Here is a 17,900-nt window from a genome sequence, read left to right as displayed (position 1 = left end):
TCCCCCACGAATCAGCTGAGGAATCCGCGGGCATCCACCCGCCACCGCTCCAGCGATGTGCCCGTGCTGTCAGTGACGATGTATTCCTCGAAATTGACCACAACCGGGCAAACGTGGTTCGGCACGATCGGGAGCACCGTGCCGATGCCCGGGTGGAAATCGCCGGCCGGCAGGGGGAGGAACCCGTGATACTCGTTGAGCTTGGACAGAACGGCCGACGTGCCGGGGACGGCGCCATAGCCGACCTGCGGGCTGCCTTCCCGGCTTAGTGCTTTGGTGCCTACATCGAGAATGACCTGATCGGGAACCCAGTCGCTGACCACGGTGCCGGCGACGAACAGGGCAATCTGATCTTCCGTGCACGCCCCGAGCCGGGTGTTGTTCAAGTCATTGAACACGTATTCGCCGGGCCTGATCTCGGTGATCACGTTGCTCGTGGAGTACTCAATGGTGGGTGTTGAACCCGCGCTGACGACGTCTGCGCTGATGCCCGCCGCGCTGAAGCTCCGCACCGCTGTGGTGAGCGCGGCTTCCTGGTCCATCGCAGCGCGCTGGCGGGCGTCCGGGCTGGAGCTTCCATGCCCTGGATAGGTGAAGACACCCACCGGCACCAGTCCACGCCTGCGCGCGGCGGCGGCGAGGTCGCCGGCGAACTCGGGTGGTGCCCCGGAACGACGCGCACCGCAGTCCACCTCGATCACAACCTGGAGCCGTTCGGCCTCAGATCCCATCGCGTCAGCAAGGGCATCGATTGCCGCGAAATTGTCGACGCCGACCCGCAGGCGGGTGGTTACGGCAAGTTTGCGGATGCGCAGGCCTTTCGTTCCCGAAGGCCAGATGGGGTAGGCGATGAAGATATCGTCGAAGCCCGCTGCGGCGAAGACTTCGGCCTCACCAACATTGCCTGCTGTGATTCCCACAGCTCCGGCCTTGACCTGGCGACGACCGATTTCCACGCATTTATGCGTTTTTACGTGCGGCCTGACGTCGAGGTCCTGCTGGTCGGCGAAGCCCTGCATGCGATCTATGTTGTCCTGCATAACGTCCACCAGCACGATCGGCGCCGGGGTGTCGACCCGCTCAACCAGGGCGTTGAGTGCTCCTTGGATCCGGTTCACGCTGTTCTCCTCATGAATTTGCCGCCAACATATCGGCGCCTAAACGGCTGTGCAGATCATCTGGATCTCTACAGGAGTGTTGGCCGGCAGCCCGGCGACGCCGATTGCGGTGCGGGCGTGCCGTCCGTTCTCCCCCAACACTTCGATGAGCAATTCGCTGGCCGCGTTGGCGACCCGCGATTGCAGACCGAAGTCCGGTGTGCTGGCCACGAACACCAGCATCTGCACGATCCGGATCCGGTCCAGATCTCCCACAGCCTGCACAGCCGCGGCGAGGCAATTGAGCGCGGCATGGCGGGCGAGGTCCCGCGCTGTCTCCAGCCCCACGTCCCGGCCAACGATGCCTTGGCCCAGCAGCACGCCGTCCTTGTAAGGCAGTTGGCCGGCGATGTGGATACTGGAACCCACTGCGCGGTGGTCCACGTAATAAGGGCTGTCAGCGAGGGTTGGAAGCTCCAGGCCAAGGGCCCGAAGCCGATCCAAAGCCGAGCCCGCCGTAGTGACGCTCATCTGTCATCAGGTCTTTCTTACGAAGCAGCGGGTCGTGGCAGGCCGAAGAGGACGGGGAGCTCGGCGATGTCCGTGATCCGCTCGTAGCCGAGCCAGTGCTCGTCATGCTCGAAGCCACGGTCCACATACACCTTGTTCTTGATGCCCACGGTCGCTGCCGACCGGTGGTCGTACATCGGGCTCGCAGAGACGTGCACAATCTCGTCGGGCGTGACGCCAAGCTTGTCGAACATGTACTCAAACGCTCCGAGCCGGGGCTTGTACATGCCCATCTGCTCGGCGCTGATGACGGTTGCGAACGGAGCTTGGAGGTTTTCCGAAAGTCGCTCAGCATGCACGGTGTCGCTGTTGGTAATGATGACCAGGGGGACTGCCTCGGCCAGGCGGTTCAGGGCCTCGGTGACACCTGGGTACGGGCCCCAGGTGGGGACAATTTCGTAAACCGCCCTTGCGTCGGCCTCGCGGTACTCAAGGCCGAGCCTGCGTGAGGCGCGTTCCATGGAGTTGGCGATGATTTGGTGGAAGGGCTTGTAGTCGCCCATGCACTCATCGATCCGGTATGCCTTGGTGGCCTGCAAGTATTCATCGGCGAGCTCTGCCGGCAGGCGTTCGCCCAGGACCGCACGGGTCGCGTCGGCGATAGCGAACTTGATCAGTGTTCCGTTCATGTCGAACGTTGCGAACTTCGGCTTGATGTCGAATGCCACTTTTTTCCTCCAGTTTGGATTTTCATTGCTGTCGTCGATTGTCGACGAGAGCGGCCTGTGAAGCACCGTCGATTGTCGACAATACTCCCGGTGGTTGTAGATTGTCAACGGTTCTTTGTTGAAAGGATGCTGGCTCACTCAACTAGGATTTGCTCGTGCCTACGGAGACCATTAATGAGCGCTTTACCGATTCAGTGCTGAATCCTGACCTTTGGGTTGGGCACTACCTTCCCCAATGGACTGAGCCGAGCCGGTCCCAGGCTCGCTACGATTTCGCCGTTGACGGATTGCGGTTACGTATTGATGCCGACCAGCCCGCCTGGCGTGAAGCCGACGGTTCCTTTCGGGTCAGCAATCTCCAAACGGGAACCTTCTCCGGGGAGCTTGGGGCCGCGCGGGGAACACATCGCCACCGACTCGATGGGCTGCACGTGGTGACTCCCCAGCCGACGCGCAGGTTATGGACACCAGTCACCGGCGAGGTCCAGGTAAGGGTGAGCGCAAGCGCGGATCCGACCTGCATGGTCGCAATATGGTTGGTGGGATTTGAAGAGACCAGTCCGGCCGATTCCGGGGAGCTCTGCATCGCCGAACTTTTCGGTGACAAGATCGCAGCAGACAGCAGCACCGTTCGCGTCGGGATCAAGGCACACCACGATCCCCGGCTGACCACCGACGTCCGGGACATCCAACTGCCCATTGATGCCACCAAGCCACACACGTACGGTGTCCGCTGGTCTGAGGCTGGGGCGGAGTTCTCCGTTGACGGGCACGCCATCATGTCCAGCCCACAGAGGCTCGCCTACGAGCAGCAATTGATGATTGATCTCTTTGAATTCCCCGCTTCGGAGCAGCGCGAAGCAGGAAACTATCCAAAGACCGCCCGGGTTCATTCCGTGGTTGCTACTGGGCTTCGAGCATAGAGTCCCGCAGCCGCGACTGGACCAATGCCAGTCCCGCATATGCCGCTCCTTGGGCCACTGATAGTCCGACGACCTGCGGCACCACGCTGATCCCAGGAACTACCGGAAGGTTTTGTGCCAGCCGCCGTTGCACCTCCGGAAGGACTTCGTCCACGAGCGGGCTCAGGCGGCCCACGAAATATACGCACTCGGGGTCAAGCGTCACGGCAACGGCCCCGACGGCGGCGACCACCGCCGTCGTAAATGCCTCCATCACTTCCGCCTGGGCAGCCGCGTCCTTCGGTTGGGACCAGAGCGCTTGGATGTTGTCCAGGTCCAGTCCCCGTCCACTGGCGAATTGGAGGAGTCCCTTGGTGCTTAACAGTCCCTCCAACGTCTCGTTGCCAACACCGGAGAAGAGAACCTCACCAAGGTGTCCGAAAGCCGAAGTCCGCCCCTTGGCGATTTCATGATCAGTGCAACTGGCGAAGCTCAGCTCCGTACTCAGCATGAAGAGAACAGCATTTCCTATGCTCGCGTCATCCTTCAGGATCCCCCGAAGGGACGCACTGGCATCGCTCTCCAGCACCACGGGAGCATTCAATCGATCTTCAAAGGTCTTGCGAAGAATTGCCGTACCCGTCCGGACACGGCCAGGAAGGGCGGCGACGATTTGACGCAGTGGCCCCTCGGCGGAATCGCTGGTATCCACAACCAAGCCCAGCAACCACTCGGCAGTGGCTTCCTCATCGCCGCCCTCCAGGCTGGGCACGATCACGTGCCTGACCTCGCGGCCCCTCAGGTCCGTCACCAGGATGCATGTGGTCCGTGCTCCGAACGAAATGCCTACAACATGCCCCGCCGTGCCGGGCACATCCAGATAGGTGGAGGGCCGGCCACGACGCGCAACCGAGTTGACTCCCTGTTCGACGACGAGACCGTCGTAACGAAGCTCATCCACCTTCCGGGACACCGTGGCCTGGCTTAATCGCGTCAATTCGATGAGCCTGGTACGCGTCAAGGGCGCCTCTGAAAGGACGGCATCAAGAACCCAAGCCTTGGTGTAGTCCCTTGCGGTGGGATTGGTACGCATAGCACAACCTTAATGAGATATCAGAGCGAAGCCGGGACCTGACAGCACAATCGTTAGCGGATCTTGGCTTCAGTGATAGCTGATTCTCCCAGGCCCCAGTAGTCCAGGGACTTCTTGTATTCGGGGGTTTCCAGAACGGACTGGATGGCCTTCTGGAGTGCCGGGGTCAGGGGTGATCCCTTCTTCAAGCCCATGGCGACATTGGTGTCCGTGCGGGTATCCATGCGCGGCTGCAAGGTGGTGAAGTGGTTGGGCTGCTGATCGTTGGCCCACGCCAGGGCACTGGCATCGTAAAAGACAGCGTCGATCCGCTTGGAGTCCAATTGCGTAAGGGCTTCCTGGACGTTGGGCAGGGTGATGGCGTTGATGGCGGGCTTGCCCTGGGAGGTGCAGGTCCACTCCGAGACGTTGGGCAGGTGCTTCAGTTGCTGTGTTGAGCCCTTGGTCACGCCAACGTTCTTGCCACAGAGCGTGTCATTGGTCAGATTGAGCGGGTTGCCGTTCGCTACGGCTACGGCCGAGCCTCCTTTGAGGTAGTTGATCATGTCCAGCGCCTTCAGCCGCTCGGCTGTAGCGGACATGGTGGTGGCGGTGAAGTCGTAGCGGCCGCCGTCGATGCCGGGAATGATCGTGTCGAACGCCGTGTTCTCGAACTTCAGCTTCAGGCCCAGCTTCTTTGCCACCAAACGGGCAAGGTCCGGGTTCACGCCAATGGGGGTTGTGTTGTCCTCGGCGAGGAACGTCATCGGCGGGGAGCTGAGGTCCATCGCGACCGTCAGCTCGCCCTTGTCCTTGATGGCCTTCGGCAGCAACGCCACCGCGGCGGCGTCCGGTTGGACACCCTCTGAGATGTCACGGGTGTTCTGCGTCTTGGGAATCTCCGTCGCCTGGCTGCCCGTTGCCGCGCCACCGCAGGCAGTCAGGGCCAAAAGGACAGCGAGCCCCGCGGCGGCTGTTTGGATAGTATGTTTCGTCTTCATGGTGCAACCCTTCAAGTGATTTCGGCTGGTGTAATACACAGAGTGCTTTCGCAGTGGAAGGCACAATCCCCAAGCATTTGGTGTCAGCACTGGGCCGACCTGTTTGTTGTTGCGCCTTAGCGCAGTGCCTTGAAGGCACGGCCCATTCCTTCCAACAGGCGATCGGCGTCGTCACTGGAAAAGGGCATTGGCGGACGGATTTTCAGAACGTTGCCCTGGGCGCCGCAAGCCGAGATCAGGATCCGGTCCTGCCGGAGGGCATTGACGATGCTGGCGGCGGCTTCCCCGTTGGGTGTGAGAGTGGATCGATCGGTCACGAGATCGACGCCGATGAAGAAGCCGCTTCCGCGTACTTCTGCCACCTGGTCCAGATTCTGGGCGAGGTCCTTCAGGCCGGTGAGGATCTTTCCGCCAACCTTCAACGCGTTCTCTATGAGCGATTCATCCCGGATCACGTCCAGGACGGCCTGAGCTGCCGCTATGGCTACGGAATTTCCGCCGAAGGTGTTGAAGTAGCGGATGTTCTTCCCGAACTCCTGCAGCAATTCGGGCTTGAAGATTGCTGCCGCTACTGGAATGCCGTTACCCATGGGTTTGCCGATGGTCACGATGTCGGGGACGATTCCGTGGCGCTGGAAGCCCCACCATTCCTCACCCGTTCGGCCGAATCCTGGCTGTACTTCGTCGGCGATGTACAGGCCGCCCGCGGCATGGATCTCTTCGACGATGGGGCGAAGGAAGCCTGCGGGACCAGCGAAGACACCGTCGGAGGAGAAGATGCTGTCGGCGATGAAAGCAGCCACTCCGATACCGTGGCGGTGCAGGTCAGCGATGGCTGCGCGCACCTGGTCCCGCAGGTGATCCTGCAGCGAGCCTTGATCTGATGACGAGCCTTGATCTGATGAATAGCGCAGGGCGTCAGGGGCGTCGATAACCCGTACGTTCGGACCCAGGGGTACGCCCTTGCCCAAGGAAGGCGAGAACGACGAGACCTCGGCAGTAAGGCCGTGGTACGCGCCGGCCGTGACGATGATGCCCTGCTGTCCGGTCACATATTTTGCGACGCGCATCGCGAGGTCGTTGGCTTCTGAACCGGTGCACGTGAACATGACATGGCCAAGTTCGGCGGGGAACGTTGAAAGAAGCTGCTCCGAGTAATCCAGGATGGACTCCTGGACGTAGCGGGTGTTGGTGTTCAGCGTCTGCATCTGCTGGTGGACAGCCTCAACGACACGCGGGTGGCCGTGACCGACGGAAGGGACATTGTTGTAAACGTCCAGATATTCGTTGCCATCCCGGTCAAACAACGTGACGCCCTTGCCACGAACGATTTCCAAGGGCTCGTCGTAGAAGAGCCTGTAACCGGGCCCCAGGCTCTTGTCCCGGCGTCGAATGCTCTTCTGCATCTGGTCCGGGAGCTCGTCCAGGCGGCTGGGATCGAAGCCGTTAACCATGGGGTTGGAGGGCTTGCGGATTGGGGAAGTACCCATGTTTTCTCCTGGAAGCTAGGCGGTGGGGTTCATGGTGTGAAAGAAAGTTCTGGTGCCGGGGCCGCGGCAGTGGAGGCGAGCCGGTCCCAGTCAGGCTTTGAGTGGGAGAGGAGATAGTCGCGCCGTTGCGGCAACTGGCTTGCGCGCCACTGGGTTATCAGGGCCCGCAGCAGCAGGCGCGCCTGGGCGGAGACGATCAGGGCCTCCAACTCCTGCCCCGGCAGGGGGAGGATGCTTCGATAGCCGTTCATGACGTGGAGTGCGTGCTCCCAGGGGTGGCCCGGGTCTGCACCCAGCAGGTTGGCCATGGTGACGCTGATGTCGAAGATTACCGGGGTCCGCACGACGTCCCCGAAATCGATAATCCCCGTCACGTAATCGGGCCTGCTGGGGTTGACCAGGACATTGAACGGACTGAAATCCCCATGGATAACCTGGGACGTCAGCGTGCCGAGGAGCGGAACCACCTTTTCGTCGAACTGATCGAAAATGTCCTCGGCGAGGGATCGTTTTTCCTTCTCATCGACATAGTCAAGAAGCGGGCGCATCCGGTGGAAATGCTTGAGGTCCCAGAGGAGCAAACGGTCCGCGCGAGGATGATCGAAGTCCTGCAAGGCAATCCCCAGGCGGGCCAGGCTTGAGCCCACCAATCGAAGCTGGCCAGCCGACGCGTCGTGATTGGCCAGCAGGTCCCCAGGCAGGAAGCGCATCACCCGCAGTACCCGATCAAAGGCACCCGCAGGCTCCGGAATGAGGACTTGCGGCTCTCCGCCAAGGCTCCTGACAAGACGCTGGACTGGAAGTTCAGGGGCAGTCCGTTCCAAATGCTCCATGCAAGCCGTTTGGAGGTGGACGATCACTGGATCCTCATCCGAGGGTGAAATTTTCACCAGATACGTATCGTCCCCGTCCCGGAGCCGGAAAGTCTCGTCCTTCTCGGTGGGAATCCGGACCAGCGTTCCCTTCAGGCCGTAGAACTGTTCAAGCAGCTCCAGGACGGCGGGGTCAGCGAGCTGCGGATGCTCCGCCAGGAGTCCACTCTCTGATGCCACTGCTTGGATAAAAGCAGAATCACTCATTTCACCCTTTCATCGACGGAGAGCCAGCAGCCGGTTTAGAGACCGAGGTGTTTGTTGATTTCGTCCAGGGACTTAACGCTGTTGTAGTCATAGCCGCCGGTGATGGGGTCGTAGCCGCGGTCCAGCACCCAGAGGTTGCGGAAGCCCATGTCGTGCATCGGGTGCATGTCATACCGGGTGTGCGAGGCGATGTGCAGGAAGTCTTCCGGCTTGGCGTTCAGGGTATCGAGCATGTACTCGAAGGCCTGGTAACGCGGCTTGTAGGCCTGGGCCTGCTCGGCGGTCAGCACGGCGTGGAAGTCCGCACCGAGTTTGGGGATGCTGATCTCCAGGAAGCTGTCGTCGGCGTTGGATAGAGCCACCAGCTTGTAGTTATCGCCCATGAGCTTCAGCGGCGCCGGCACGTCGTCGTGGGCGTCAAAGCCGCGGACAGCGTCAGCGAACTCTGCCCCTGCACCCGGGGTTGGTCCAATACCGAAAAACTTGCAAACCCGGTCAAAGGAATTCTGCAGGATCTGCTCGTACTGCTTGTAGTCGCCAAGGACCTCGTCGAAGCGGTATCCGCGGAACACCTTCTTGAACGCAGGCCACTGCTCTTCAGGCAAACGGCCCGCGAGCAGCCGGCGGGTAGTGGCGTCAGTATCCCAGTTGATCAGTGTGCCGTAGATGTCAAAGGAGATGTACTGCGGGCGGGAGTTGGTAGAAGCCATGATGGGTCCTTTCAGTGGAGGGGTTTGGGGTTTTGATTCACTATGAATCTAAATCCCCGACTGTCAATTGTCAACAATTTCTTCGAGATATGTCCAGAGGTTCCAGCGCCAGAGCAGCGCCACCCAACGTCACACAACCCGCCACATCCCAATCCAGCCAAGCAACGTCCTACCCTTGGATCGTGACTTTTTCCAAGATCTGCACCGCCGCCGCGAGCTCCCTCGCCGCCGCTGGTCTCCTGATTACACTCGCCGCCTGTTCCACGCCAGCTGCTCCCCAGCCGAGCACCGCACCTTCGGCAGCCTCTTCTTCCAGCGCTGACGCTGGGCCCTGCACCGGTGTGAAGGTCATCGTCGATTCCGGCGCCCTGAAGCAACCCGCCGCCGACAAGACTGTTTGCGTAGCGGTGGATGCGCCGACGACGGCCGCCAAGGTGCTCGATGAGGCCAAGGTGAAAACCGAGGGAACAAAGCAATACCCCACCGAACTGGTGTGCCGGGTCAACGGCGTCCCGGCTGCCGACTTCGACATCACCCACAAGGGCGGCACCTACCGCGAAGAATGCAGCAAGATGCCCGCGGCCTTTGCCTACTGGTCCATCTGGGTCAAGCCGGCGTCCGGTGACTGGGCCTACGCCCAGGAAGGCCTCGCCACCCAACAGGTGAAGCCGGGAGAGAGCCTGGAACTGCTGTACACCATCGACGGCGCACCGGCCGCACCCAAGGCATGACCTTTCGACCCGCGCCGTTACGCGCTGCCGCGGCGCTTGCCGTCGTATTCATAGCGGCGCGGGTCATCTATCGCATCCTTTTCAACGGAGCGGGCACCGTTGGGCCGGTGCTGCTGGAATTGCCGTCAGTGCGGCTGCCCGCCCCATATGCCCACGTGGTCTTCCTCGGACCGGTAACATCGCCTGGCCTGTGGGAGGCGGTTGTTTCAGCCCTGCCGATTGCCGGGCTGATCCTTGCCTTCGGACTGCTCAACGCCTTCGTGGACGTGGCAAGGGGCTTCATGCGGCTGGCCCGCGGCGGTCCATTCCAGGGCATAGCCCGCACACTTGTGGTGGCTTGGGCGGCGCTCCCCGCGCTCGCCGACGCCGTTGCCTCCGTCCGCTTGGCCTTCCGGTTGCGGGGCGAACGCCTGGGGCCTCGAGCCCTTGTTCCGGTACTTGAGCGAACTCTTGAGCACGCCAGCCGGGTAGCCGCGGCCTTGGAATTGCGCGGCTACGGGAGAAGGGCGGCACACCAACCCGGCAGCGATCCCGGGTTGCCCCTTGAGATCAGGGACGCCCAATTCCGCATCGGCGACACCCGGCTGCAGGTCGAAAACTTCAAGCCCGGCACCGGGACAGTAACGGTTGTTACCGGGCCCACCGGCTCCGGCAAGTCCACCATCCTGCGGGGTATTGCGGGCCTCCTTTCGCACGTCGACGGCGGAGAACTCACCGGCACGGTCCGTGTAGCCGGAGTGGACCGGGCCGGAGCACCGCCGCGCGATACCGCCGGCATCGTCGGCGTCGTCCTGCAAAACCCACGTGCCGCGTTCGCCAGCACCCGCGTCCGGGACGAAATCTCACTTTCGCTTGAACTGCGCGGTGTTGCAGCCGGCATCGCCAGTGCCCGCACGGTGGAGGTCGCGGAGTGGATCGGAGTGTCGGCGCTCCTGGACCGGAACCTGAACTCCCTCTCGGCTGGCGAGGCAACGCTCGTGGCGATCGCCGCCGCCGTGGTGGAGCAGCCGGCCCTGCTCTTGGTTGACGAGCCGCTTGCTGACCTCGACACCACAGCCCGGGCCCGCGTCATCGCCGTACTCGACGCCCTCGCCCATGGATCGGGCATCTGCATCATTGTGGCTGAGCATCGGGCGGAGCCGCTGTTACCCGTCGCCGATTCGTGGTGGAGAATTCACGACGGCGGCTTGGTAGCAGGTGCCGCGCCAGCACCTGCACGTCCAGTACTGTCACGTCCGGGTGGGATCCGTTCGACGCCGACACTGTCGCCGGGATCGGCACAGTTACCGGCTTCCATAACCCCACCGCAGGACGCGCCGGTGCTGACCGCGACAAAGCTCGCTGTGCACCGCGACGGCAAGGCGCTCGTCAGCGACGCCTCACTGACCCTGCACCCTGGCGAAGTGGTCGCCTTGGTTGGGCCGAACGGGGCCGGCAAGTCCTCGCTCCTGGTGGCCCTTGCGCTCGGAGAAGGAACCAGCGGGACGGTGGACGGCGGCCGCGTCGCCTTGGTTCCGGACGCCTCCGACGACCTTTTCACGAGGGACACGGTGGCTGCTGAGCTCCGGGCGGCAGATCGACGCGAAGCGCGGGCCCGGCGTAAATCAGACGGGAACGGCTCGGACAGAACCGTGTCACAACCGGCAACATCACGTCTGGCCCGATTGCGTGGTGACGTTCGGATTCCGATAGGAAACGAGCACCCGCGGGACCTGTCGGCCGGAGAGCGTCGCATCCTCGCCATCGCACTTCAGACCGCGGACGACCCCCAAGTCCTCCTGATCGACGAGCCCACCCGCGGGCTTGATCCTGAGGCCCGCGCAGGAGTCTCGGCCGCCTTGCGCGCATTGGCGGACACTGGCGCAGCAGTCCTGATCGCCACCCACGACCTCGACTTCGCCCACGGCCTTGGCGCCCGGATCGTACAGATGGACGAAGGCGTGGCGCCTGCTGAACGAATACCGGGCGTTCCTGCCCGGGAAGACCCGGCTGCGGTGACGGTGACTCCCCCGGCTGCGACTCCCCCGGTTGTGAGGCCCGCTCTGCGGGCTAAATCCAAGGATCGGAGCGTAGAGCGGGCCCCGCAACGCCACGTCCGCTTGCCACGGACCCTTGAGATCGCAATTCTCGCGGCTGCCAACGTTTTGGCCCTGGGCGCGTTCTGCTGGCCGTTGCTCGCGGCTGCACTACCCGAGGATGCGGCCGCGGCGGTCCCGTTTGCGGCCCTGGCGATTGCACCCCTTGCCGTTGTGGGCATTGTGGTGTCCCTCGACGGCTCGGTCCGTTCCGCGCACACCGTGGCCTTGCTGGGCGTCCTGGCCGCTGTCGGTTCGGCAGTTCGTGTGGCGAGCACCGGCGTCGGGGGAGTTGAAGCAGTGTTCATCCTGCTGATCCTGGCCGGCCGCGCCTTCGGTGCCCGGTTCGGAATGCTCCTCGGCGCGGCCACGATCGCAGTCTCCAGCGCCCTGTGGAGCGGCATCGGCCCTTGGTCGCCGTTCCAGATCTTCGCCTGCGCATGGGTGGGGGCTGGGGCGGGCCTGTTGCCGCGAAGGGTTCGCGGACGGGCTGAACTATGGATGCTGTGCGCCTATGGAGTGGTGGCGTCCTACGTTTTCGGCCTGCTGACCAATCTGTGGTTCTGGCCTTTCGCTGTCGGTGCCGGAACGGGTATTTCTTACGCACCCGGCGCCCCGCTGGCCACCAACCTCAGCAGCTTCCTGCTCTACTCCCTTTTGACCTCGACGGCGGGATGGGACACCCTGCGTGCCATCACCACGATCATCGGAATCGCCGTTGTGGGACGGGCTATCCTCGCCGCTTTCAGGCGGGCGAAGCCAGTCTCCAGCCAGGACAGTCAAACCGCACGGGCTGAGGATGGTGTATCCAGGAAGGCGAGCACAAAGAGTGCCCGCCCCCACGGCCCCAAAGCCAAAGACCGGCGTCAACTCACACCTTGAAGTACTTGGCCTCCGGGTGGTGGAACACGAAAGCATCCGTGGACTGCTCCGGGTGCAGCATCAGTTCATCGCTGAGGATCACGCCCATCCGTTCCGGTTTCAGCAACTCCGTGACCTTGCGGCGGTCCTCCATGTCCGGGCACGCCGGATATCCCAGCGAGAAGCGCGCCCCGCGGTAGTCGAGCTTGAAGTATCCGGCCTTGTCCTTCGGCTCTTCGGCTGCGAAACCCAGCTCGGAACGGATCCGGGCATGCCAGAATTCAGCCAGCGCCTCGGTGAGCTGCATGACCAGGCCATTGAGCTCGTAATAGTCACGGTAGTGGTTTCCTGCGAAAAGCTTGGACGTCACTTCTTCGATCTTTGAGCCCGCGGTGACCAGCTGGATCGGCAGGACGTCGATCTGGCCCGATTCCCGGGAACGCACGAAGTCGGCGAGGCACAAGTGCCGGTCCCGGCGCTGGCGTGGGAAGTCGAAGCGCAGGCGCTCGGTGCCGATTGGACCGCCTGAGCCACCGTCGGGGGCGAGCAGCGCGGGAGTGCCGAGGACGCCGTCGAGGTCCTCTCCGTGGTGCAGCACCACCACCTGTTCGCCCTCAGAGACCACCGGGAAATAGCCGTAGGCGACCGACGCATCGAGCATTCCCTCGGCGAGGATCCGGTCCAGCCAGTACCGCAGACGCGGCCGGCCCTCGAGTTCCACCAGTTCGTCATAGGAGGCGCCGTCGTCCCCTCGCCCGGGCTTGAGCCCCCACTGGCCCATGAAAGTGGCGCGCTCATCGAGCAAAGCAGCGTAATCGTGCAACGCGACGCCGCGCACAATTCGCGTGCCCCAGAACGGTGGAGCGGGGACAGGGTTTTCGGTGGTGACGTCGGACCGGCCGGGCATTGCCTCCGGTTCGGTCACCGTGAACTTCGGACCACTCTTGTGGATCCGCTTCTTCAGGGGCGGAAGGCCGACCGCGTCCGGGTCAGCGCCGCGAGCCACCTGCACCAGCGGTTCCATGAGAGCGAGGCCCTCGAAGGCGTCCTTGGCATACCTGACGGTCCCTTCGAACTGCTCCGCCAGGTCCTGCTCCACGTAGGCACGGGTCAGGGCTGCACCGCCAAGGATGATGGGCCACTTTTTCGCCAGGCCCCGGGATTGGAGCTCGGCAAGGTTTTCCTTCATCACCACAGTGGACTTCACGAGCAGGCCGGACATGCCGATCACGTCGGCGTCATGCTCCTCCGCCGCAGCCATGATCTCGGCGATTCCCTGTTTGATGCCGATGTTGACCACTTTGTAGCCGTTGTTGGTGAGGATGATGTCCACCAGGTTCTTACCAATATCGTGCACATCGCCGCGCACGGTAGCGATCACCATGGTGCCCTTGCCCGACGAGTCCGACTTCTCCATGTGCGGCTCAAGCAGTGCGACCGCGTTCTTCATCACCTCAGCGGATTGCAGCACGAACGGAAGCTGCATCTCGCCGGCGCCGAAGCGCTCGCCTACAACCTTCATGCCTTCCAGCAGTTGGTCGTTGATGATGCCGAGCGGGGTCATGCCTTCGCTGCGTGCGAGGTCGAGGTCCTCCTCGAGGCCCTTGCCTTCGCCGTCGATGATGCGCCGCTGCAGGCGTTCGCCGGTAGGCAGCGCCGCGAGTTCCGCAGCGCGCTGGTCCTTGAGCGCGGCGGTATCGACGCCGGCGAAGAGGTCAAGCATGATGGCCAGGGGGTCATAGGTGACGTTGCCATCGGCGTCGTACTCGCGGCGGTCCCACACGAGGTCCAGGGCCACCTTGCGCTGTTCATCCGGCAGTGACGCGAGCGGGACGATCTTCGCGGCGTCGATGATGCCGCTGGTCAGGCCCGCCTGGACGGCCTCGTGCAGGAACACCGAGTTCAGCACCATGCGCGCGGCTGGGTTCAAGCCAAAGGACACGTTCGAGACGCCGAGTGTGGTCTGGATACCGGGGTACTTCGTGGTGATCTGGCGGATTGCCTCGATGGTTTCGATGGCGTCCCGGCGGGTTTCTTCCTGGCCGGTGGCGATGGGGAAGGTCAGGGCGTCCACGATGATGTCTTCGACCCGCATCCCCCATTCGCCCACCAGGGCGTCTACGAGGCGGGAAGCGATGGCCACCTTGCCTTCGGTGGTGCGGGCCTGGCCTTGTTCGTCGATTGTCAGGGCAATCACGGCCGTGCCGTGTTCCTTCACAAGCGGCATGATGCGCGCAAAGCGGCTGTCCGGGCCGTCGCCGTCCTCGTAGTTGACGGAGTTGACCACCGGACGTCCGCCGATGTGTTCGAGTCCGGCCTGCAGCACAGGCGGCTCGGTGGAATCGATGACCAGCGGGAGGGTGGACGCCGACGCGAAACGCGAGACGATCTCCTTGATGTCTGCGACGCCATCGCGCCCCACATAGTCGATGCAAACATCGAGCAAGTGCGCGCCGACCCGGACCTGCTCGCGGGCGATATCGACGCAGTCGTCCCAGCGCTCTTCCAGCATCGCTTGGCGGAACGCCTTGGAACCGTTGGCGTTGGTGCGCTCACCAATGGCCAGGTAAGCCGACTCCTGATCGAACGGAACGTGGTGGTAGAGGGACGCGACGCCGGCCTCCCGCTCGGTGGGGACCCGGCCGCCGGCGCTTTTCGCGCCGCCGGTGACGGTTCCGGCGTCGGGCGCGCTGCCGTTGGTGCGGAAGGGCTCAAGACGTTCGACGACGGCGGCCATATGCTCCGGCGTCGTACCGCAACAGCCGCCTACCAAGCCCAAGCCGAATTCACGCACGAACTGCTCGTGCGCAGTGGCGAGTTCCGTGGGGGAAAGGGGATAGTGCGCGCCGTTCGCGCCGAGGATCGGCAGCCCGGCGTTGGGCATGCAGGCGATAGCGACCGAGGACTGCTTGGAGAGGTGCCGCAGGTGCTCGCTCATCTCATCCGGACCAGTGGCGCAGTTCAGGCCGATGGCATCGACGCCCAACGGCTCCAGGGCTGTGAGTGCAGCGCCGATTTCGGAACCCATCAACATGGTTCCGGTGGTTTCAACCGTCACCTCCACGAAGATGGGGAGGCGGACGCCGCGGGAGACAATCGCCTGCTTGCAGCCGTTGACGGCGGCTTTGGTCTGCAGGAGGTCCTGGCTCGTCTCGATGAGGAATGCGTCCGCTCCGCCATCGATGAGGCCCTCGGCCTGCAGGGCAAAGGTTTTCTTGAGGTAGTCGTAGCTGGTGTGGCCGAGGCTGGGGAGCTTGGTGCCAGGGCCCATGGACCCCAGGACCCACCGCATCCGACCGTCTACGGTTTCCGCTGCCTCTGCGCGCTCGCGGGCGATCCGGGCCCCTTTATTCGCGAGTTCTTCGATGCGGTCGTCGATGCCGTAATCGGACAGGTTGGACCAGTTGGCGCCGAAAGTGTTGGTTTCCACGGCGTCGATTCCCACCGCAAAGTACGCGTCATGAATGTCCGCGATGACATCCGGACGGGTGTCGTTGAGGATCTCGTTGCAGCCTTCGAGGTTTTGGAAGTCGGCCTCGAGCGACAATTCCCGGTCCTGCAGCATGGTGCCCATCGCGCCGTCGGCAATGACGACGCGCTGGTTGACGGCGTCGAGGAGCGACTGGGAACGGGTGGGACGAGGGACGGAATCGACGTCCAGTGCAAAACGAGGCATATAAACAGAGTACGTGCGAGGCCGGACACAGTACGGAGTATTTCCATGTACTACTTCCATATGTGGATAACCGTGGTCGGCTTCAAACCAGGACGGTTATCCACATAGCTCCAAGGAACCCGTTGCCACCCATGCGCCCTGATGGTTCGATGGGGTTCATGGCTACCGCAGAAAGTTATGTCCTAGCGATCGGAACCAAGAAGGGTTTGTGGCTGGCAACCAGCCCGGACCGCAAAGAATGGTCCCTCTCCGGCCCGCACTTCCTGATGAGCGAGATCCCCAGCATCGGGATAGACACCCGGGACGGCAGAACCAGAATCATGGTGGGGGTGCGTTCGGAGCACTGGGGTCCCACCGTTGCCCATTCCGATGACCTCGGTGCCACCTGGACCGAGCCCGAGCAGGGCGCCATCAAGTTCCCGGACGGCGCAGACGCTGCCTTGGAACGCATCTGGCAGATTTACCCCGACACCGAGTCCCGCCCCGGCGTGGTCTGGGCTGGGTGCGAACCGATTTCAGTGTGGAAATCAACCGACGGCGGCGAGCACTTCGAGCTGAACCGCGGACTGTGGGACCACCCCCATCGCAGCGAGTGGGGTGCGGGGTATGGTGGCGCGGCGGCCCACTCGATCGTGGTGGATCCGTCCGGCGAGAAGGTCCATGTTGCCATGAGCACGGGCGGCGTTTACAGATCGCTCGACGGCGGGACCTCCTGGGAGCCCCGCAACAAGGGAATCTCGGCCTACTTCATGCCTGATCCCAATCCCGAGTTTGGCCAGTGCGTTCACAAGATTGCTGCGGATGCCGCCGTCGAGGGCCGTTTGTACGCACAGAACCACCATGGTGTGTACCGCACAGACGACGACGGCGAGAACTGGAACTCCATCGCAGACGGACTGCCGGCGGACTTCGGATTCGTCATGCTGACCCATCCCCGGCGCGAGGGCACAGCCTGGGTCATCCCACTGAAGGCCGACGGCGAACGCATCCCGCCCGACGGCAAGCTGAGTGTGCACCGCACTGAGGATGCCGGTGGCACGTGGAGGGAGCTTCACACAGGTTTGCCGGACCACGAATACAACGCTGTGCTTCGCGATGCCGCATCCGTGGACACGGCCGAACCGACTGGCGTGTACTTCGGTACCCGCGGCGGATCGGTGTACGCCAGCGCCGACGAGGGCGAGACCTTTACTGAAGTGGCCTCGCACTTGCCGGACGTGCTGTGCGTGCGTGCCGCCGTCGTGGTTGGAAGCCGCAGTGGCGTGGAGCGGGAAGCATCAGCCAGCGCCCCGGTACCTGGTTAGGCCCGTTGTGGCTGACTTTACGGTGGTGTTGCCGGGTGTCCTGCAGCCACTCGTCGGCGGACAGTCCTATCTGACTGCGTCCGCCGACGGGGCTGTGACCGTTGGACAGTTGCTGGACTCCGTCACCGGAGAATATCCGGTGCTGGCCAGGCGTTTGCGGGATGAAACCGGTGCGCTCCGCCGCTTCGTGAATATTTACGTGAACGGCGATGAGGTCCGGCGTCTGAAGGGTCTTGATACGGAGGTCGTGGCCGGCCAGGAGGTCTTGATTATCCAGTCCGTGGCGGGCGGCTAAGCGGGCGTTTGGGGTCAAGCCGGGGTTCAGGCGACGCGCCAAACACTGCATTCGTCGGTATTGATGGCTTTCCTCATCCCGGAGACGTGGTCCATGATCCAGACGACACCGATTCCCGGTGCTGTTTCCTGGACCCGTCCGCGACGAATGACTACGTCGTCGTAGGCGGGACCTACGGACATGCGGGCCTCGATCTCGTCTCCGCGGTGGAGCTGGCTGAGCGCGCGTATACGTGTTGTGTGAGTAGTGACTTCCTTCAGCATGGTGTCCTCCTGAACTGGAGCTGGTGCCTGCACTTGCCGGCTATTCCAGTGTGACGGGGCATTGTTGCCGGAGTATTTCGGCGTGGTTAGGGTCCGGTTAGCATTC

The 17,900-nt window shown here is 63.0% G+C and carries 15 protein-coding genes; 5 read left to right on the top strand and 10 right to left on the bottom strand.

Going from position 1 to position 17,900, the window contains the following annotated elements; genetic code table 11:
* Positions 1–11: 11 nt before the first annotated feature.
* From AC1DD7_RS05405 to AC1DD7_RS05395, 3 genes are read right to left on the bottom strand one after another with little or no spacing between them, the layout of a single operon-like run.
* Positions 12–1,118 (bottom strand): alanine racemase, encoded by a 1,107-nt coding sequence (locus AC1DD7_RS05405; protein ID WP_477514136.1) that lies wholly within the window; start codon positions 1,116–1,118, stop codon positions 12–14.
* Positions 1,119–1,157: 39 nt separating this feature from the next.
* On the bottom strand, positions 1,158–1,628 hold the full coding sequence (locus AC1DD7_RS05400; protein ID WP_477514135.1) for a RidA family protein: 471 nt from the start codon (positions 1,626–1,628) through the stop codon (positions 1,158–1,160).
* Positions 1,629–1,645: 17 nt separating this feature from the next.
* Positions 1,646–2,335 (bottom strand): haloacid dehalogenase type II, encoded by a 690-nt coding sequence (locus AC1DD7_RS05395; protein WP_477514134.1) that lies wholly within the window; start codon positions 2,333–2,335, stop codon positions 1,646–1,648.
* Between the two features lie 155 nt (positions 2,336–2,490).
* On the opposite strand from AC1DD7_RS05395, the gene AC1DD7_RS05390 reads away from it, so the two are divergent.
* Complete coding sequence (locus AC1DD7_RS05390) at positions 2,491–3,258, top strand: LamG domain-containing protein (protein WP_477514133.1); 768 nt, start codon at positions 2,491–2,493, stop codon at positions 3,256–3,258.
* Here the strand turns inward: AC1DD7_RS05390 and AC1DD7_RS05385 are convergent.
* From AC1DD7_RS05385 to AC1DD7_RS05365, 5 genes are all read right to left on the bottom strand, one after another.
* Positions 3,239–4,330, bottom strand: a complete 1,092-nt coding sequence (locus AC1DD7_RS05385) for an ROK family transcriptional regulator (RefSeq protein WP_477514132.1) — start codon at positions 4,328–4,330, stop codon at positions 3,239–3,241. The genes AC1DD7_RS05390 and AC1DD7_RS05385 overlap by 20 nt on opposite strands.
* Positions 4,331–4,383: 53 nt before the next feature.
* On the bottom strand, positions 4,384–5,310 hold the full coding sequence (locus tag AC1DD7_RS05380; protein WP_477514131.1) for an ABC transporter substrate-binding protein: 927 nt from the start codon (positions 5,308–5,310) through the stop codon (positions 4,384–4,386).
* A gap of 116 nt (positions 5,311–5,426) precedes the next feature.
* The gene (locus AC1DD7_RS05375) at positions 5,427–6,800 is read right to left on the bottom strand and encodes an aspartate aminotransferase family protein (RefSeq protein WP_477514130.1); all 1,374 of its coding nucleotides are present in this window, start codon (positions 6,798–6,800) and stop codon (positions 5,427–5,429) included.
* Positions 6,801–6,829: 29 nt separating this feature from the next.
* Complete coding sequence (locus tag AC1DD7_RS05370; RefSeq protein WP_477514129.1) at positions 6,830–7,879, bottom strand: phosphotransferase; 1,050 nt, start codon at positions 7,877–7,879, stop codon at positions 6,830–6,832.
* Between the two features lie 35 nt (positions 7,880–7,914).
* On the bottom strand, positions 7,915–8,589 hold the full coding sequence (locus AC1DD7_RS05365) for a haloacid dehalogenase type II (protein ID WP_477514128.1): 675 nt from the start codon (positions 8,587–8,589) through the stop codon (positions 7,915–7,917).
* A gap of 182 nt (positions 8,590–8,771) precedes the next feature.
* Between AC1DD7_RS05365 and AC1DD7_RS05360 the strand changes: the two genes are divergently transcribed.
* Both AC1DD7_RS05360 and AC1DD7_RS05355 read left to right on the top strand, forming a co-directional pair.
* Positions 8,772–9,320: a hypothetical protein gene (locus tag AC1DD7_RS05360; protein ID WP_477514127.1), complete on the top strand. Its 549-nt coding sequence runs from the start codon at positions 8,772–8,774 to the stop codon at positions 9,318–9,320.
* Complete coding sequence (locus AC1DD7_RS05355; protein WP_477514126.1) at positions 9,317–12,277, top strand: ATP-binding cassette domain-containing protein; 2,961 nt, start codon at positions 9,317–9,319, stop codon at positions 12,275–12,277. The genes AC1DD7_RS05360 and AC1DD7_RS05355 overlap by 4 nt, the downstream gene beginning before the upstream one ends.
* Here AC1DD7_RS05355 and metH read toward each other — a convergent pair.
* Positions 12,267–15,932 carry a methionine synthase gene (metH, locus tag AC1DD7_RS05350; protein ID WP_477514125.1) on the bottom strand — a complete coding sequence of 1,222 codons (3,666 nt, stop codon included), beginning with the start codon at positions 15,930–15,932 and terminating at the stop codon, positions 12,267–12,269. The two genes, AC1DD7_RS05355 and metH, sit on opposite strands and share 11 nt — an antisense overlap.
* A 149-nt stretch (positions 15,933–16,081) precedes the next feature.
* Here metH and AC1DD7_RS05345 point away from each other — a divergent pair, with 149 nt between their 5' ends.
* Positions 16,082–17,236: a WD40/YVTN/BNR-like repeat-containing protein gene (locus AC1DD7_RS05345; RefSeq protein WP_431120066.1), complete on the top strand. Its 1,155-nt coding sequence runs from the start codon at positions 16,082–16,084 to the stop codon at positions 17,234–17,236.
* Positions 17,237–17,243: 7 nt separating this feature from the next.
* Entirely contained in the window at positions 17,244–17,531 is a 288-nt protein-coding gene (locus AC1DD7_RS05340) for a MoaD/ThiS family protein (protein ID WP_477514124.1), read from the top strand.
* Between the two features lie 26 nt (positions 17,532–17,557).
* Here the strand turns inward: AC1DD7_RS05340 and AC1DD7_RS05335 are convergent, their stop codons facing one another.
* Complete coding sequence (locus AC1DD7_RS05335) at positions 17,558–17,794, bottom strand: hypothetical protein (RefSeq protein WP_442004857.1); 237 nt, start codon at positions 17,792–17,794, stop codon at positions 17,558–17,560.
* Positions 17,795–17,900 lie beyond the last annotated feature (106 nt).

It is taken from the genome of Paenarthrobacter sp. 10L412 (genome assembly GCF_056395565.1).
This window is presented reverse-complemented; position numbering and strand designations above follow the sequence as displayed.

What these genes read in the sequence shown, in the direction of transcription:
- AC1DD7_RS05385 (WP_477514132.1), bottom strand. Translation starts at nt 4,330, where the DNA reads ATGCGTACCAATCCCACCGCAAGGGACTACACCAAGGCTTGGGTTCTT.
- AC1DD7_RS05345 (WP_431120066.1), top strand. Translation starts at nt 16,082, where the DNA reads ATGGGGTTCATGGCTACCGCAGAAAGTTATGTCCTAGCGATCGGAACC.
- AC1DD7_RS05400 (WP_477514135.1), bottom strand. Translation starts at nt 1,628, where the DNA reads ATGAGCGTCACTACGGCGGGCTCGGCTTTGGATCGGCTTCGGGCCCTT.
- AC1DD7_RS05380 (WP_477514131.1), bottom strand. Translation starts at nt 5,310, where the DNA reads ATGAAGACGAAACATACTATCCAAACAGCCGCCGCGGGGCTCGCTGTC.
- AC1DD7_RS05375 (WP_477514130.1), bottom strand. Translation starts at nt 6,800, where the DNA reads ATGGGTACTTCCCCAATCCGCAAGCCCTCCAACCCCATGGTTAACGGC.
- AC1DD7_RS05370 (WP_477514129.1), bottom strand. Translation starts at nt 7,879, where the DNA reads ATGAGTGATTCTGCTTTTATCCAAGCAGTGGCATCAGAGAGTGGACTC.
- AC1DD7_RS05335 (WP_442004857.1), bottom strand. Translation starts at nt 17,794, where the DNA reads ATGCTGAAGGAAGTCACTACTCACACAACACGTATACGCGCGCTCAGC.
- AC1DD7_RS05355 (WP_477514126.1), top strand. Translation starts at nt 9,317, where the DNA reads ATGACCTTTCGACCCGCGCCGTTACGCGCTGCCGCGGCGCTTGCCGTC.
- AC1DD7_RS05365 (WP_477514128.1), bottom strand. Translation starts at nt 8,589, where the DNA reads ATGGCTTCTACCAACTCCCGCCCGCAGTACATCTCCTTTGACATCTAC.
- metH (WP_477514125.1), bottom strand. Translation starts at nt 15,932, where the DNA reads ATGCCTCGTTTTGCACTGGACGTCGATTCCGTCCCTCGTCCCACCCGT.